The organism is Lactobacillus sp. ESL0681 (genome assembly GCF_029392835.1).
Classification (GTDB): domain Bacteria; phylum Bacillota; class Bacilli; order Lactobacillales; family Lactobacillaceae; genus Lactobacillus.
This window is the reverse complement of record NZ_CP113943.1, coordinates 167605-183792: the sequence shown is the minus strand read 5'-3', so window position 1 is coordinate 183792 and position 16188 is coordinate 167605. Positions and strand designations below refer to the sequence as shown.

The following is a 16188-nucleotide window of genomic DNA, read 5'->3' as shown; positions in this document are numbered from 1 at the left end:
TTTTTGTGGGTAATAAACTTTTAGCCTTTACCTGCTGCTTTTCGTAGTTTTTGCTTTTTTAAATTATTTGTTCTGGCAGCTCAATTAATTGTCCACCATTGATAATTCCCTGATTCCAGTAATGGGCTTTGGCCGTTTCCCCAAATTCTACTTGAAATTCATCATAATAAGTCTCTGCTTTGGCTTTAAACCGCTGATCTACTTGCATAATTCTTTGCGCTTTAGCTGTTTCTTTTTGCTTTTTAAGCAAATAATGAGTAATATCGCCACCATTTAACTGGAAGATAATACTCCTAGCTACACCTTCAGCGCCCTTTTTACTCCAGCCCATTGGTCTTGAGCTTAGGCGTTCTGACAAATAATGACTAATATGTCCTTCAGCCGTGCAGCGCTGATAGGCTGGAGCTTGGGTATTTAAGATTGCCTGCCAATTACCTAATAGATAGGTCTTTGCCTGCTTTAGCGCCTCTATTTGTGTTCTGGTTAATTCTGGATCACTAAAACGGGTTTTAAAGTATAACGCTACTTTATCCTGCTGACCTGTTAAAGCCCAATGATATAACCGATAAGCTGCACTGGCTTTAGTATTAACGGTTGCTTTGTGACAATACTTTAACAAGTGAAAGCGATCCAAGACAAATTTGCAGTTAGGTAAATATTTAGCTCCAGCTTTAATCCATGGTGCGCCATCGCCAGCCAGATAAACTTGTTTAGCCTGTGGATAATTAGCTTCTAAATAACATAGGACTTCGTCCCAGAGTTGTTCATTGGCTACTCCAGGATAAGTACCGGTAAAATACTTCGGATTGATTAAATGATGCCGCTTCTGCCTTTCATCATAACCTTCATGGACATAAACCAGCTTCATAAAATGATTACTGCCATCTTGAAAGGCCACGTGGTCTTCATCAGCTTCTAAATAAACAATTTGCTTATCGCGCGGTTGGACCTGATCTGGCTGATTAGGCAATAGCTGTCCCTCACGATGCACAATATTCATGACTGTGGTTTTAGAATGAATTTCACTGTACTTAAGCATGTCAATGGCTGCTTGATAATGATACTTAGCCACATTTTCTAAGACAGCTGCCTTAAAGCCTAGAGTCATGCGGCCATATTTTTCAAAGGATAATGCCCGATCTAACCAAAAGAAATATTGCTTAGACTTCTTATCTTGGTAATAAGTACGCTTAAAGCTAAGCTGACCATACAGAGTTTGCTTAATACAAGTTCGCGTAGCTTTAACGATATATTTCTGTTTACGACTGGGTAACTGCTTATAATTATCATCGAGCTGCTCAAGATAAGTCCCAATTAGGTTTAAGCCCCAATGGCGTAATTCTTGCATAAAAGCTTCTAACAAATCATCAAAAGTAAGCTGGTTACCAAGCAGCTTATTAGTATTAGCAGTCAAATTATCTAACAAAAGTTGTAAGTCTTGTAGTAAACTAATCATATAGAAGAAAACCTCTCTGAATGTAATCTTGTTCAAACTACATTTTAGCAGAAGGTAATCTTCTATTTTTTATTTTCCCCACAAATACTTTACGCTAACATTCGTTAATCAAATATTCAATCAACAATAAATTATTTTCCATACTATCTCGATAAACTGTTTGATAAAACTGAATAAAAACTATACATGTTGCTAACACTAATACACTGCTTAATAGGGCACTAGCTTTTACTTTTAGGGATTTTAATTTGTGCATTTCTTGTCTTCTTTTTTATTGGTGGTTTGTCTAATTCAAATACTAATTCGGAATAACGATTATCTGTTTCCGTAACCTTTATCAAAATTTGCTTACTAGTATGCGTGAAAATCGCACGCTTGACATTTAGTAACAGCGGCATATGACCACCTTCAGGAGTAGTCATGCGCAACATATTTTTATAAAAGTTCAAAAGATAGGTTTTCTTCTGACCAGATTTTTCTACTTTAACTATGCCGACCTGCCTAGAATTAGAACCACCTTCAAAAATATAAGCAGTTTCGGTTTCATTATCATGAAAAAAACGATCAAATTGAACATAAGCAAACGCAATATCGTCTGTTCGATGACCAGCACGATCAGCCGTTGTAACACTCTTTAACAGGTTCTGTAAAATAGTCACCACCAGTAAAGTAACAAATATGGCAAATATTGCTTCAGAAAGCATAAAACCCTTATTTTTTAATTTGATAAATTTTTTTATTTGTTGCGTCATAAACACTTTGATTACCTGCTAATTCATAAACACAATCATGAACTTCAATTTTAGTTAAACTGGCTTTCTTTAATACATGCCAAGCATAAGCACGATCGGTTTTTGACTCCAGCTTGCGTTCTGTTGCTCGACTTTGCCCAACAATCAATGCGATCGAGGTTACCCCTAAGATTGCAATAATTAATGCAATCATACTTTCAGCTAGCAAAAAGCCCTTAAGTTTAATCTTTACCATCAATCGCTCTTCCCCACATCATTTGTAATTTGATTTTTTGTGAACTTTTATGGTTAGTTATAGTGATTGTTTGTGGTGAAATTGATCCCTTTGCTGATATCTTTAAGCTAGTCAAGTTATAAACTTCAATTTGTGAATCTAGCTTTATTTGACGTGAATAATTTTTGCCAATCAAAGCTATTCTTTTGGAAACTGGATAATAATTAATCATTATTGCTTGATGTCTAATCGTACAGACTCTGGCAGCTTGCTCAATTGAGCTTTTAACTTCCTTAGTGGTATTATTTAAAATCAACTGATCTTGATATGTTCCTAATTGAACAACCCCTAACATAATTAGACTAATCGAGATCACCAGTGTGACCATCATTTCAACCAAGCTAAAACCAGTTAATTTGATTTTACTTATTCTTTTCAACCACACCATTAACTACCTTATAATTCTTGGACTTTTCTAACTGGTTCTTGGTCAGATATCCATCATCAAACATATTCTGAAAATTCAATTCCTTACCTTTTCGGGAACTATCTTCTTCATATAATTCCGTTTGTGTCTGTAATGTCGTCTTAAAGGCATCATCAGTCTTATCACTAGCATTTTGCTTTTGCTTAGTTAGATTGGGGGCAATAATCAAAATCAACAAGACGATTATGGCAATAACAACTACCATTTCAATCAAGGTAAAGCCTTGAGGTTTGCGTGTCTTAGCAATAATATTTAATAAATAATTTTTCGCTTTTTTCTTCATCTTGGTTAACTCCTTAAATTTGCTGCATCATCGAATACATCGGCAGCAATAATTTTAAATACATCCCGATAATACATAACCCAATCAAAATAAAACAAAAGGGTTGTACGTTGATAATCGTTTTCTCAATTCTATTAGTTAATTCCGTAAATAAGCTCTGACCTAATAACAAACATCTGCTACTTAAATCGCCCTTTTTAGACCCTGTTTGCAGCAATAATATTAATTCATCCGGCAAAAATATTTCTTGTCTAATAATTTGCGATAAACTTTTTCCACGTTCTAGCTGCTGTCCAACTTTTACTCCAACAAATTGCTGCAAAGATCCCTTAGTTTGCCTAGAAGCATATTCACACATTTTTTGTAAGGAAAAGCCACTAGCGATCAACAAGCCAACATCATAAACCAATAAATAATTAACATATACTTTAATAACTGGTCCAATAATCGGATAGTGCGACAGTTTCTTTAATGAGTGGTAGTCTTGCTTTTTTAGTAATGCCACTATCTGTGTCAAAAAATACAAAAACAATATACTCAAAGCTAATATTCCTAGTAATAATAAATCGCCTGTATATTCATTAGTATCTGTAAACTGATCAGATACAAAAGTTTGCATAAAGACTAATAATGCCAACATCATAATTACCAACATAAAGGGATATGACATTTCTGCTTTTAATTTTTTGATTTGCTCATTCTTTAAGCGATTTAAAGTTGCTAGTTGCTTTAAGCAGTCTAACAAGTTACCCTGCTCTAAAGCCAAATCAATTTGTGTCACAGTAGTTTTAGAAAAACCGAGTTTAAGCATTTCGTTGCCCAATTGCCCTCCTTGCTGCATTGCTAGATTCAATTTAGTCAAGGTCTTACTTCGCTTAACCCATAATATTGAAATTAGTTCCAAGCTAGTATTTAACGAAAAGCCATTTGCCAAACAATTTTGTAAATAATCAAGAAAAGTCAGTTGTTCCATACTAGATAGCTTATCCTGCTTGAAACTGCTCACATATTTGCGCACTAATCTCGCCTCTTTTCTTTAACTCAGTTAAATTCTGACTCCAAGCAACAAAATTACCTCTTTGACTTTGTAAAATATTTCTCCGTAATACTGATCCAGCTGCAATATCCATTAAGCATGAATAACCAGCTTGCGTTGGCAGCAAACGTTGATAAGTCACCGCTGTTAAACAATTAACCAATTCATTGCGATCAACTTGTAAACTTTCTAGACGAGAAATTGTTTGCAAAGTGCTCTTCGCGTGAACAGTAGCTAACACCAAATGTCCACTCAAAGCCGCATCAACTGCTAGTCTTGCTGTAGTGGCATTACGAATTTCTCCAATAATTAAAATATCTGGTCGATGCCTTAGCGCTGCTTCCAATAAACGTGTGTAGCTAATCTCTGCTTCCAAATTAACTTGTGTTTGCAAGAAGCTGGATTCCTGAATCTCAACTGGATCTTCAATTGTCATCACCATTTGGTTTTGTCCCACATACTTAGCAAGTTTGTACATTGTCGTTGTTTTACCAGATCCTGTTGGGCCGCTGGTAATGACTAAACCGCGCTTATGTGTTAAAGAGCGCAACTGATCAATTTGATCAGGCAAAAAATATTGTCCAGTATTAACTTGATAAATAATTCGAATCACTAACGATTCTTTATCAGTAAAATCGCCCACACTAGATAGACGCAAGTAAAAATTTACGTCATTAACTTGGTAAGTTAATGCCCCTACTTGAGGCCTACGATGCTCGGCAATATCCATTTGTGCAGCATATTTTAAAAAGTTAATAATTTCCTTACCTTCGTTTTCGGTAAAATTTGCTTGGTTAGTAAACCCTTTTAATGTACGTAAATTAACCAATAACTGGTTATCGTCTGGCAAAAAGAAAATATCACTAGCATGCTTAGAAATTGCTGTTTCAATCAAATTACCTACCATTTCTTTAATTCGCATACATACCTCCTTTACATTAATATATACGCAAAAATAGTAGTATTTTTTTGGCAAAACAAAAAATCACCCAAAATAATTTGAGTGATTTCTAAATTAACTTATTTAATTAGTCTTCGTCAGCTGCCGCAGTATAAACATTTTGGACATCATCATCGTCTTCTAATGCATCAACTAAATTAGCAAACTGTTCCTTCTTATCAGCTGGAACTGGGGTAGTATTTTCTGGAATCATCGTCAACTCAGCGTTAGCAAACTGATAACCAGCCTTAGCTAATGCATCACGCACCTGAGCAAATTGCTTAGGGTCAGTATAGATCTCAAAAGCATCGTCACTAGTCTGCAAGTCATCGCCACCAGCATCCATTACATCAAGTAACATCTGATCTTCATCAGCATCAGTAGTCGAACGGTCAATTACTAAATAACCTTTACGATCAAACATATAGGCAACAGAACCAGTAGCACCAAGTGAGCCACCATTACGTGTAAAAGCCACCCGCACCGCCGAAGCAGTCCGATTTTTGTTATCAGTTAAAGCTTCTACAAAAACTGCTACACCGCCCGGTGCGTAACCTTCATAAGAAATTTCATCGTAATGCTCATCTGAATTACCATCAGCTTTTTTAATTGCACGATCAATATTAGCCTTAGGCATATTATTAGAACGAGCCTTATCAATTACCATCCGCAAGTTAGGATTCCCTGAGGGGTCAGGACCACCATTCTTTGCAGCCATATATATTTCACGAGATAGTTTTTGGAAAATTTTACCTCTCTTAGCGTCTTGCGCATTCTTGCGGCCCTGAATATTGTGCCATTTTGAATGTCCTGACATAAGAATCCTTCTTTCTTTTTTATAATATTAACGATAATAATCTTACAACATGACCACAGAAAATTCAATACTAGCAACATTTTAAGCAAATTTTTCTTAATTTTGAACTAGTATACAAGTTTTTCAGCTAGATAACTCCAATTTACTCTAGTCAGCCAATCAATTAATGAGTAAAATAGAAACGTTGATTATTTTTAAAGGAGAGAAAATAAGTGGATGAAATAAATGCAAAACCGAAATATATTTCGTGGCCAGTCTTGACCTTAATGGCTTTTTGTACAGTTATTGGTCTTGACGATATTATGTATAATTTTCAGAACCAAGGTATGCCCGTTGTTACTTCATGGATTATTATGTGTATTTTTTACGTAATTCCATATTCATTAATGGTTGGACAACTAGGTTCTGTCTTCAGTAAAGAAGGTGGTGGCCTATCTTCATGGGTGCGTGGTACTGATGGCGAATTTCTAGGCTACTTTACTGCTTGGACCTATTGGGCAGCTTCTATTCCTTATGCAGTCGATTCTGCTAATGAATTAATCGTCGATATTGGCTGGGCATTAACTGGCTCGGAAAAATTTCAAAATCAAATTTCTAACACTAAGTTTGCTTTAATGACTTTTGCCTTATTCATTATCTTCATTATTGTCGAACATTACTTTTCGCGTTCAATGGAATTCCTATCTACCATCGGTGGTGGCTTAATGCTCGTTATGACCTTAATGTTTGTTTTCTTAGCATTTTTAGGCCTAGCAAAATCAGGTGGCCATATGGCAACTCATCCATTTACTTGGAAAACCCTGATTCCTAAATTTGATATGCACTATTGGACAACCATCGCCATGTTAATCTATGCCCTTAACGGTTGTGAATTGGTTGCCCCCTATGTCACCCAAATGAAAAAGCCAAAAGCTGATTTTCCTAAAGCTATGATTGCTTTAGCTACAATGACCATTTTCCTAACTGTTTTTGGTTCTTTTGCTTTAGGAATCTACATTGATGCTTACCATATTCCTAACGATTTAAAAATGAATGGTGCCTATTACGTCTTTGACATGGTCGGACACCAATACGGCTTGGGTAAAGGCTTGCTCTACTTTTGGGCTTGGACTTCTGTTTTTTATAACGCTGCGTTATTAGCCGTTTTACTTGATGCCATGACCAGAATGTTAATTTCTGATACTGGTGATAAATATATGCCGCGCTTTTTACGTAAAAAGGACAAGAACGATTTACCAGTTAATGGTTATATTCTAACTGTTTCACTTTCTGCATTTATCATGCTGTTGGGAATCTTTTTGCCAGATATGAATGACATATTTAACTGGTTACTAAACCTTAATGGTATTATCTCACCTGGTGTTACTTGTTGGATTTTCTACTCTTTCATGCGGATTCGCAAAAATCCAGAAAAATTCCCATCTAATTACACATTCATTAAAAATGATAAGTTAGCGTATCTAGTTGGTTTACTTTTACTAATAGTCACTGCAATGGCCACTGTTTTAGGAATTGCCCCTCAAGATGTTAAGCAATTCAGTGGTTATTGGTGGTACGAATTAATCATTAATATTGTTGCCGTAGTTGTTTTAATCGGTTTAGGAGCAATCTTACCAGGAATCAGACGCCGTGAAGAAGAGTATGGAATTGCCTTTAGCAGAGACCAGTGGCTAACAATGTCTGTACTAATTATTGGTTCTGTAATTCTAGATCTTTATCTTGGTGCTCAAAAGCAGCTCTTTGGCATCTCAGCTATTAATCTTGGTCAGATGAAGCTGGGTCTCAATATTATCTTAATTATTGTTGAAGTCGCAGTTGCTATCTTTATTTGCTGGCAAATTGGCAAAAGAAAACCTAGCCAAGTTAAGAAGTAATCATTAGGACAATTTTTTAAGGCTCCCTTTGGGAGCTTTTTTCATCGATAAATCAACTACAATAGAAACATTAACTCTGTTTATCTAATGATTTTTATTTACATGTATCTAAAATCGACTATAATTAAATTAATTAAGCCCAAAGGAGCATAAACTATATGAAAAGCCAACAAAATGAAGAAGAAAGTTGGAGTAAATTTTTCTTAGAAACCATCATCATGATAGCTGCTATTCTTGGTACTTTCTATTTGTTAATTACCTTTGTAATTTCAAACGATCGAGTATCTGGGATCTCTATGCAACCAACATTTGAAAATAATGAACGTCTAATTTCATTTCGGAACTTTAAACCCAAGCGAAATGATATTGTAGTGTTGCATCCTCCAAAAAATGCTCAAGACAATTCTAAAGATTTTTATATTAAGCGAATTATCGGATTACCCGGTGATAAAATCGTTTCAAAAAATGACAAAATGTACGTTAATGGTAAGTTACTATCGGAACCTTATCTAGAAAATCACTATAAAAAAGTTGATAATGATGCTGGGCATACTTACACTACAAATTTTAGCTATAAAGTTCCTAAAGATGCTTATTGGGTAATGGGTGATCACCGCGATGTGTCAAGGGATTCACGCTTTTTTGGTCCAGTAAAACGAGACTCTATAATTGGCAAAGCAGCAGTTAGATATTGGCCACTTAATAAAATCCAAACATTTTAAATCAGCTTTTAAAAACACTGCTGATGTCATAATCGCTATCTTTATTTGCTGGCAAATTGGCAAAAGAAAACCTAGCCAAGTTAGAAAGTAATTGTTATTTTTAAAAAAGCAGGTACACTACTTGATGTGCCTGTTTTTTGTATGGCAAAATTATCAATTAACTAGAATTAAAATATTCTTGTAACTATTATATAATATACTCAAATAGAAAATTAAGGAGAATTAAATGACAACTATTCCTTTTAAAGCAGTAGCAGTTGACATGGACGGAACTTTTGTTAATGACGACAAAGAGTTTGACCGCAACCGCTTTGATCAAGTCTTAACTGCTTTACGTAAACACCATGTTCACTTCATCGCTGCTAGCGGTCGCCCGTTATCACGACTACGCAAGGATTTTCATGGTTTCTTAGACCGAATTGACATCGTAGCTGATAACGGAGCAATTTTGACTCAAGATAATCAAATCATTGCGCGTCATGTTTTCACCTACCAAACTGGTATCAAATTAATTAATTTTGTTCAAACCAATTATCCCGAAACCCAAATTGCCGCAAGTGGTCTTAATGGTTCATACATTAGCAAAAAGGCACGCACTCCATTTAAAAATTCAATGCGCTTCTTTTATCCTGATGTCAGTGAAATTGCCAGTTTAGAGGATATTCCTACTTGGGAAAATTTGACTAAATTAACCCTTAACTGTTCTGCCGAGTTAGCTAACGAATTAGAGAAAAAATTCAATCAAAATAGTCCTGAGCGTATTCACTGTACAAGTAGCGGCTTTAACAATATTGACGTCATGCCTAGCAGAGTAAACAAAGGACAAGGAATTAAATATTTCTTACGCTATTTTAACCTCACCCCAGCAGACTTAATTGCTTTTGGTGACGGCATGAATGATCAAGAAATGATTGAACTTGCAAGTTTCAGCTATGCTATGAAAAATGGTGATCCTAAGTTAAAGGCAATCGCTAAATATGAAGCGCCTAGCAATAACGAAATGGGTGTATTGCAGGTTTTAGAGAGCTACCTAAATTGATAATGACTTAGCATATAGATAAGGAGGATATTTAGATGAGTTATATCGAAGTAAAGCACAATTATAAACGTTATCGAACTGGAAAAACCGAAGTTTTAGCTAATAACGACGTTAATTTTACGATCGAAAAAGGTGAATTAGCAATCATTCTTGGAGCATCTGGTGCTGGTAAGTCAACAATTCTCAATATCTTAGGAGGAATGGATACTAACAGTGACGGCGAAGTAATTATTGATGGCAAAAATATTGCCAACTATAATAAACGTCAACTTACGACTTATCGGCGTAATGATATTGGCTTTGTTTTTCAATTTTATAACTTAATCCAAAATTTAACAGCCAAAGAAAATGTTGAATTAGCTTCTGAAATTGTCCCTGACGCGTTAGATCCAGTCCAAACATTGATTGATGTCGGACTTAAGCAAAGAATTAATAATTTTCCAGCTGAATTATCCGGTGGTGAACAACAACGGGTGGCAATTGCCCGCGCGATTGCCAAAAATCCAAAAATTCTACTCTGTGATGAACCAACTGGAGCCCTTGATTACGAAACTGGCAAGAGTGTATTACAGACCATTGCCAATATGAGCCGTAAAGATGGTGCGACTGTTGTTATCGTGACACATAATAGTACCATTGCACCAATTGCTGATCGGGTAATTCACTTTCACGATGGACAAGTTACCAAAATTACTCAAAATAAACATCCCGAAGATATTGCAAACATTAGATGGTAAAGAGGGCTTTTTTGATGAATAAGATAATTTGGCAAGATATCTGGCAATCAATTAAACATACTAAGGGACAATTTTTATCAATTTTTGGCTTAATGCTGATTGGTGCTTTTGCCCTAGTCGGCCTGATGGTTACTGGGCCAGATATGCGTGATACCGGTAATCACTATGCACAAAAACTCAATACACCTGATTTATCCGTCATGAGTAATTATGGACTTGATAAACAAGATGCTAAAAAAATCCGCCAAACTAAAGGTCTTAAAGATGTTGAGTTCGGTTATATGACCGATACTGTGGTCAAAAATAGTACTAAAAGTTTTCGAATTTTTTCTAAGCCTAAAAAAGTTGGCAAATACGAATTACGCAATGGTCGTTTACCAAAACATAATAATGAAATTGCCCTAGCTGCTCAGTTCTCCAAAAAATATCATCTTGGGCAAACAATTGTTTTTACTGAAAAAAAGAATGCCTTAGGAACTACGTTACTAAAACGCCATCATTTCAAAATTGTTGGTTTTATTTATTCTGGGCAAATCCTATCAAACGTTAATCTGGGTCAAAGTACTAGCGGTACTGGCGAACTCAACGGTTATGGGATCGTCAATCCCCAAAACTTCGACCATACGGTTTACACAGTAGCTAATCTAACTTACAAAAATCTGCATGGCCTTGATTCTTATAGCAAAGATTATTCTGAAAAACTCCGTCGTCATAAAAAAGCATTGACTAAAACACTCAAGTCCAATGCTGGAGCTCGCAAACAGCGGATTATTGCGACTGCGAAAAAACAGCTACAACCGAGTGAACAAAAACTGTCTCAGACAAAGCAAAAGTTAAATTCAGCCAAAAAACAATTGATCGATAATCAGAATGAATTAACAACTCAAAAGGAGCAATTAACCGCGCAAGCTCGGCAGAATCCAAATCCATCTCCAGAAGAGCAATTATCTGCCAAACAAGCTCAAGCTAAAATAACTGTGGCTGAAAAACAATTGCAAGCTAAGCAAGCAGAATTCACTGCCAAAAGTAAAACCGCAGTTCAAAAAATTACTGCAGGACAAACTAAAATTGCTAAAGCGAAAAAGCAGCTTAAACAACTGAAAAAGCCCAGTTATAGCGTCAATAATCGTCGAGAAATTCCTGGTGGTGATGGTAATTTAGTTTATACCACAGTCGCACAGGTGGTAGACGATCTAGCCAAAGTCTTCCCCATTTTTCTTTACTTTGTAGCTGCGTTAGTGACGTTTACTACTATGAACCGCTTCATTGATGAGGAAAGAATCAATTCTGGTACTTTAAAGGCTCTAGGTTATGATGATCGTACCATTATTAGTAAGTTCGTTTTCTACGGCTTTTCAGCTGGGACTATGGGTACTTTGGTTGGCATTTTCTTAGGACATACATTGATGCCACAAATTGTTTATCATGCTTATTACCAATCGATTACTCTGCCGCCGATTGAAACCCACTTTTATTGGCCAATCAGCTTGATTGCCCTCATTTTAGCTTGGACAAGTTCTGTTCTACCTGCTTATTTAACGGCTAAAAATGAATTTCGAGAACAACCAGCTGCATTACTATTACCAAAGCCACCAGCAGCTGGCTCTAAAATTTTGTTAGAAAAAATTCCCTTTATTTGGCATCGACTTAACTTTACGCATAAAGTCACTGCTCGGAATATTTTTCGCTATAAAAAACGGATGCTAATGACCATCTTTGGCGTTTGTGGTGCTGCTACGCTACTTTTTGCTGGTTTTGCAGTCAAAAATTCCATTAGCAACATGAATGAACGGCAATTTTCACAGTTGCTTCATTATGATTTGATTGTCGCTCACAGTTCCAGCAATACTAAGGCAATTAAAGCTAAGTTGCAGCAAAAAGCGATTAAATCGGAAACTCCAGTTTACTATGAGTCAATGAATAAAACTACTGGTAAAAATGGTGATAATCAAAGCATTACTTTAATTGTGCCGCAAAAGCAGCAGAGCTTTTCTAAATACGTTACGCTTAATCAGCGCTCAACCAACCAGAAAATCAAACTCTCTAATCGGGGTGTGATTATTTCAGAGCGTCTAGCTGATTTATTGGGAGCTAAAAAAGGTAGTCAAATTACCCTAAATAGTGCCACTGGTCATCAACAAAAAATGACGGTTGCTGGAATTACCGAAATGTACACCGGACACTTTGTCTTTATGAATCAACGGCAATATCAGCAAGTCTTTAATCATAAATATCATTCCAATGCCAATCTAGTTATCTTGAAAAATAGTGACCAAGCAAACACTCGCAAAGAAGCAGCTCAATTCATGAAATTAAGCGGTGTTAGCGGCGTTGTCCAAAATACTGCTATCAGCCAGGAACTCGACGTAGTTGTTCAATCACTCAACCTAATTATGATAGTCTTAATCGTTGTGGCTGGCCTATTGGCAATTGTCATCTTATACAACCTAACTAACATTAATATTGCCGAGCGCATTCGCGAATTGTCAACGATTAAAGTATTAGGCTTTTATGAAAAGGAAGTCACGCTGTATATCTACCGAGAAACAATTTTACTAACTGGAATAGGAATTTTAGTGGGTTATCTGACAGGTGATTTACTCTATCGCTACATCTTGTATGTAGTTCCACCCGATAACGTAATGTTCAACCCAGCGCTAACCGCATCAAGTTTTCTTTGGCCTCTAGGAGTCATCGGGATTGTGACTATCGTATTAGGCTATGTTGTTAATCACAAATTAAGTAATTTAGACATGCTTGAAGCTTTAAAATCCGTCGATTAAAACTAAAAAGGTAGCATTTCAATTTGAAGTGCTACCTTTTTTGTGCAAAATAAGCATTAGCATGTTGCTTAATTTCGTCAATCACTGGCCCCTTAGCATCAGCATAATCTTGAACTGTTGACCAATTTTGCTTAGCCAACTTGGCTTTTGTTTGCTGATATTTTAAGCGATCAACCTCATTAATTCTGAGCCAATCTCGGAAGTTAACTAAGTCTTTTGCTTCTTTACTGTTGGGACTATAAACATGCAAATGCAGGTGTTCACCAACATCAATCAGCATCCGATGTTCCTCAAAATCAGGCTCACGTATCCGCAAGCTAAAGCCTGCTTCTTCCAGCTGCGGCAAGTAACTTTGCTCCTTAGCTGAATCAGGAACTAGCAGTAAAATATCAACAATTGGCTTAGCACATAATCCCGAAATTGCCGTTGAACCAACATGTTCGATTTTTAGGGCCGTTTTACCTAAGGCCCGCTTAATTTTAGTTTTTTGAGCTTCAAAAAACGTTGCCCAATTTGGATCATAATCGACTAATTTGATAGGCTTATTTTTGGCTACTTTGCCAATAGTTACCCTTTGTAAATGTTCAAGTGATGTCATTTAACAGTCCCCCCTACTTCGACAATCTTAAAGTCTATTATAGCAAAACTTCTGAAATAAGAATGGGACTAAAATGATTTTTATGCTATACTACCTCACATAGCCTTAATGTTAAACTATCAAATAGGTCTTCAAAATTAAACAGTAAAAATGATTATCACACCCTTCCTTTTTAGTGATAGCCAATTTTAACTTAATTTATGGAGCATATTTTTGAAAAACATTTTATCAATTGAACACTTAAAAAAGACCTACGAAAAGCGCAGACAAAATTTCACTGCGTTAGTCGATGTTTCGTTTACAATCGGTCAAGGAGAAATAGTATCTTTATTAGGGCCAAATGGTGCAGGTAAAACTACTATTGTCTCAATTATTGGCGGCTACTTGCTGCCAACTGCTGGCAAAGTCATCATGAATGGTCACGACATTACCACCACCAGAAAAAGACCCAGAATGGGCGTTTCTTTTGGCGGGGAATTAGGATTTTACCGTAGTGCAACTGCTAAACAAAACCTATCTTTTTTTGCTGATTTAGCTAAAGTCCCATATAGAAAACAAACAGCAGAAATTACTCGGGTACTATCAATAGTTGACTTAGCAGGCGTTGCCAATAAAAAAATAAGTGCCTTTTCTAAAGGCATGATTCAAAGGCTACATATTGCTCGTGCTCTGCTTGGCAATCCTAGTTTGCTGCTCCTTGACGAACCAACTAGCGGTTTGGATGTTGAAATCGCTAGTAGCATTCGCAATACAGTAAAGCAGCTAGCCGGTAGTGGCATCAGTATCTTACTTACCAGTCATACAATGACTGAAGTTGAGCAATTAGCCAATAATATTATTTTACTGGGGGCTGGCAAGGTATTTGCCAGTGGCAGCGTCACTGAAATTGTTAAGCAAGCAAATAGCCAAAGTTCTGACCATCCCAATACCTTGGAAGAATCTTACTTAGCATTGGCACCAAAACTGCGGAGGAAATAACAATGAGATTTATCCGTTTGTTTTATTTCCATGTCAAAGATTACTTGTCAGATCAGTACTTCGTCTGGTTAACAATTACCAGTACAGTATCGATCTTCTTAGTCCAATACACTGTCGCTTATGCCAGTCATACTCTTACTAATCCTATGCTTTGGCGACAAAGCGGGATTTTCGGACTATGGACTTCATGTACCACTGTTGCTGGCTGCATTAATTTTGAACAGGCAAAAGGCACATTGCCCTACTTATTGAACAATCAATACGATGAACGTCTGTCACTAATTACGTTATTGCTACCTGCTTCTAGTTATGGACTGTGTAGTTTTCCGATTGCCTTTATTTTAGCCAAAATTTTTGGCGTGGCAACTGGACAAGTTACCGGACAGTTTGTCTTAAGCTGCTTACTATTATGGCTGGCAGCAAGCTTGATGGGAATCTTAATTGCCTCTTGCTTAACCCTTACTAGCGATGCGATGGTTTACGAAACGCTAATTGGTACACCAATTTTATTGTTAGCTGGGTTATTCGGTAACAGCGCCATTCTGACACCATTAACCAACATTTCTAAGTGGTTGATTCCATTAACGACACCCGTTGCCAATATTACCAGGCAGCAAAGCCTTGACTGGCCTGCCTACTTATGCAGTCTGTGTCTTTGGATGATTCTGATTAATTTAGTAGTTAAAAAGATTAACTTTTTAGCTCGTAAGAAAGGAGCTCTGAAGATAATCTAATGCTGACTACACAATTTTCTTCACTATCATTTTTACATAATTGGCGTACTAAATTAGTTTATTTCTTTATTACACCAATAATTGATTTATTCTTACTAGTCTTAATTAATGCCCAGTATACTGATAAACTCGACTGGAGTGTAGCAGTTGCTTCGATCGCAATTGACGCTGCTAGTCTAGCAATGCAAACAATGGGGCAACTATTAATTAAAGATGCCGATTTACAAATCGATTACGAATTAATCGCTAAACGCCCTTTCAGTTGGCGCTATTGGACTATTAAGACGTTAGTTGCTCTTGTCATCGGAATGAGTCTTGCATTAATTAACCTTGGTTTGCTCTTTTGCTTTGGCGCGCCAATTGTACTAATCAAACGGGCAGTAATTCTATTGCCGCTACTTTGTCTTTATGGAGCAGTTCTGGGCTTTGGTGCCTGGGCAGGATCATGGCGAATGAATGATCCCTACTTTTTAATAAATATTTTTAGCTCAATCATGCAATTAGTAGCAGGTGTACTGGTAATTATTTCAGCTTATCCCACATGGCTAAATAAAATCGCGCTACTTTTTCCTTTCTATGAACCAATTAATTTTATCAAGTTTAATCATGCCAATTTGACCACCAGCATATTTGTTACTTTAACTTGGTTAATAATCGGAATTATTGCTTATACCAGCCAAATCAAGTTTGTCTTGCAAACTCGTAGTCACCATTATTAATAAGCTCACACAGCTAGCA

At 36.5% G+C, this 16188-nt stretch carries 17 protein-coding genes; 8 read left to right on the top strand and 9 right to left on the bottom strand.

Annotated elements, in window-relative coordinates:
- Positions 1-58: 58 nt before the first annotated feature.
- From OZX59_RS01000 to OZX59_RS00965, 8 genes are all read right to left on the bottom strand, one after another.
- Positions 59-1456: an ISLre2 family transposase gene (locus OZX59_RS01000; RefSeq protein WP_277125782.1), complete on the bottom strand. Its 1398-nt coding sequence runs from the start codon at positions 1454-1456 to the stop codon at positions 59-61.
- Between the two features lie 221 nt (positions 1457-1677).
- Positions 1678-2160: a ComGF family competence protein gene (locus OZX59_RS00995; RefSeq protein WP_277126287.1), complete on the bottom strand. Its 483-nt coding sequence runs from the start codon at positions 2158-2160 to the stop codon at positions 1678-1680.
- A 7-nt stretch (positions 2161-2167) separates the two neighbouring features.
- Positions 2168-2443 carry a hypothetical protein gene (locus tag OZX59_RS00990; protein WP_277126286.1) on the bottom strand — a complete coding sequence of 92 codons (276 nt, stop codon included), beginning with the start codon at positions 2441-2443 and terminating at the stop codon, positions 2168-2170.
- Positions 2430-2861, bottom strand: coding sequence for a Prepilin-type cleavage/methylation protein (locus OZX59_RS00985; protein WP_277126285.1), 432 nt, complete (start codon positions 2859-2861; stop codon positions 2430-2432). Before OZX59_RS00985 ends, OZX59_RS00990 begins: the two co-directional genes overlap by 14 nt.
- Complete coding sequence (gene comGC, locus OZX59_RS00980; RefSeq protein WP_277126284.1) at positions 2845-3192, bottom strand: competence type IV pilus major pilin ComGC; 348 nt, start codon at positions 3190-3192, stop codon at positions 2845-2847. The genes OZX59_RS00985 and comGC overlap by 17 nt, the downstream gene beginning before the upstream one ends.
- 13 nt (positions 3193-3205) lie before the next feature.
- A complete protein-coding gene (locus tag OZX59_RS00975) occupies positions 3206-4165 on the bottom strand; it encodes a type II secretion system F family protein (protein ID WP_277127027.1) in 960 nt (319 codons plus the stop codon).
- 10 nt (positions 4166-4175) lie between these two features.
- The gene (gene comGA, locus OZX59_RS00970) at positions 4176-5150 is read right to left on the bottom strand and encodes a competence type IV pilus ATPase ComGA (protein WP_277126283.1); all 975 of its coding nucleotides are present in this window, start codon (positions 5148-5150) and stop codon (positions 4176-4178) included.
- A gap of 106 nt (positions 5151-5256) precedes the next feature.
- Entirely contained in the window at positions 5257-5985 is a 729-nt protein-coding gene (locus tag OZX59_RS00965; protein ID WP_277126282.1) for a YebC/PmpR family DNA-binding transcriptional regulator, read from the bottom strand.
- Positions 5986-6197: 212 nt separating this feature from the next.
- Here OZX59_RS00965 and OZX59_RS00960 point away from each other — a divergent pair, with 212 nt between their 5' ends.
- The 5 genes from OZX59_RS00960 to OZX59_RS00940 all read left to right on the top strand — a co-directional run bounded on the left by OZX59_RS00960 (position 6198) and on the right by OZX59_RS00940 (position 13140).
- Positions 6198-7859, top strand: a complete 1662-nt coding sequence (locus OZX59_RS00960) for an amino acid permease (RefSeq protein WP_277126281.1) — start codon at positions 6198-6200, stop codon at positions 7857-7859.
- 158 nt (positions 7860-8017) lie between these two features.
- A complete protein-coding gene (lepB, locus tag OZX59_RS00955; protein ID WP_277126280.1) occupies positions 8018-8581 on the top strand; it encodes a signal peptidase I in 564 nt (187 codons plus the stop codon).
- A gap of 226 nt (positions 8582-8807) precedes the next feature.
- A complete protein-coding gene (locus OZX59_RS00950; RefSeq protein ID WP_277126279.1) occupies positions 8808-9620 on the top strand; it encodes a Cof-type HAD-IIB family hydrolase in 813 nt (270 codons plus the stop codon).
- A 35-nt stretch (positions 9621-9655) separates the two neighbouring features.
- On the top strand, positions 9656-10357 hold the full coding sequence (locus OZX59_RS00945) for an ABC transporter ATP-binding protein (protein ID WP_277126278.1): 702 nt from the start codon (positions 9656-9658) through the stop codon (positions 10355-10357).
- A gap of 14 nt (positions 10358-10371) precedes the next feature.
- Entirely contained in the window at positions 10372-13140 is a 2769-nt protein-coding gene (locus tag OZX59_RS00940; protein ID WP_277126277.1) for an FtsX-like permease family protein, read from the top strand.
- A 31-nt stretch (positions 13141-13171) separates the two neighbouring features.
- Here the strand turns inward: OZX59_RS00940 and OZX59_RS00935 are convergent, their stop codons facing one another.
- Complete coding sequence (locus OZX59_RS00935; RefSeq protein ID WP_277126276.1) at positions 13172-13738, bottom strand: GrpB family protein; 567 nt, start codon at positions 13736-13738, stop codon at positions 13172-13174.
- Positions 13739-13951: 213 nt separating this feature from the next.
- On the opposite strand from OZX59_RS00935, the gene OZX59_RS00930 reads away from it, so the two are divergent.
- From OZX59_RS00930 to OZX59_RS00920, 3 genes are read left to right on the top strand one after another with little or no spacing between them, the layout of a single operon-like run.
- The gene (locus tag OZX59_RS00930) at positions 13952-14716 is read left to right on the top strand and encodes an ABC transporter ATP-binding protein (RefSeq protein ID WP_277126275.1); all 765 of its coding nucleotides are present in this window, start codon (positions 13952-13954) and stop codon (positions 14714-14716) included.
- A gap of 2 nt (positions 14717-14718) precedes the next feature.
- Positions 14719-15450, top strand: coding sequence for a multidrug ABC transporter permease (locus tag OZX59_RS00925; protein WP_277126274.1), 732 nt, complete (start codon positions 14719-14721; stop codon positions 15448-15450).
- Positions 15450-16169, top strand: a complete 720-nt coding sequence (locus tag OZX59_RS00920) for an antibiotic transporter permease (protein ID WP_277126273.1) — start codon at positions 15450-15452, stop codon at positions 16167-16169. The genes OZX59_RS00925 and OZX59_RS00920 overlap by 1 nt, the downstream gene beginning before the upstream one ends.
- The last annotated feature ends 19 nt before the right edge of the window (positions 16170-16188 follow it).

Coding starts and splice junctions, on each gene's coding strand:
- OZX59_RS01000 (WP_277125782.1), bottom strand. CDS start 1,456: ATGATTAGTTTACTACAAGACTTACAACTTTTGTTAGATAATTTGACT.
- OZX59_RS00995 (WP_277126287.1), bottom strand. CDS start 2,160: ATGCTTTCTGAAGCAATATTTGCCATATTTGTTACTTTACTGGTGGTG.
- OZX59_RS00990 (WP_277126286.1), bottom strand. CDS start 2,443: ATGGTAAAGATTAAACTTAAGGGCTTTTTGCTAGCTGAAAGTATGATT.
- comGC (WP_277126284.1), bottom strand. CDS start 3,192: ATGAAGAAAAAAGCGAAAAATTATTTATTAAATATTATTGCTAAGACA.
- OZX59_RS00975 (WP_277127027.1), bottom strand. CDS start 4,165: ATGGAACAACTGACTTTTCTTGATTATTTACAAAATTGTTTGGCAAAT.
- comGA (WP_277126283.1), bottom strand. CDS start 5,150: ATGCGAATTAAAGAAATGGTAGGTAATTTGATTGAAACAGCAATTTCT.
- OZX59_RS00965 (WP_277126282.1), bottom strand. CDS start 5,985: ATGTCAGGACATTCAAAATGGCACAATATTCAGGGCCGCAAGAATGCG.
- lepB (WP_277126280.1), top strand. CDS start 8,018: ATGAAAAGCCAACAAAATGAAGAAGAAAGTTGGAGTAAATTTTTCTTA.
- OZX59_RS00950 (WP_277126279.1), top strand. CDS start 8,808: ATGACAACTATTCCTTTTAAAGCAGTAGCAGTTGACATGGACGGAACT.
- OZX59_RS00945 (WP_277126278.1), top strand. CDS start 9,656: ATGAGTTATATCGAAGTAAAGCACAATTATAAACGTTATCGAACTGGA.
- OZX59_RS00940 (WP_277126277.1), top strand. CDS start 10,372: ATGAATAAGATAATTTGGCAAGATATCTGGCAATCAATTAAACATACT.
- OZX59_RS00935 (WP_277126276.1), bottom strand. CDS start 13,738: ATGACATCACTTGAACATTTACAAAGGGTAACTATTGGCAAAGTAGCC.
- OZX59_RS00925 (WP_277126274.1), top strand. CDS start 14,719: ATGAGATTTATCCGTTTGTTTTATTTCCATGTCAAAGATTACTTGTCA.
- OZX59_RS00920 (WP_277126273.1), top strand. CDS start 15,450: ATGCTGACTACACAATTTTCTTCACTATCATTTTTACATAATTGGCGT.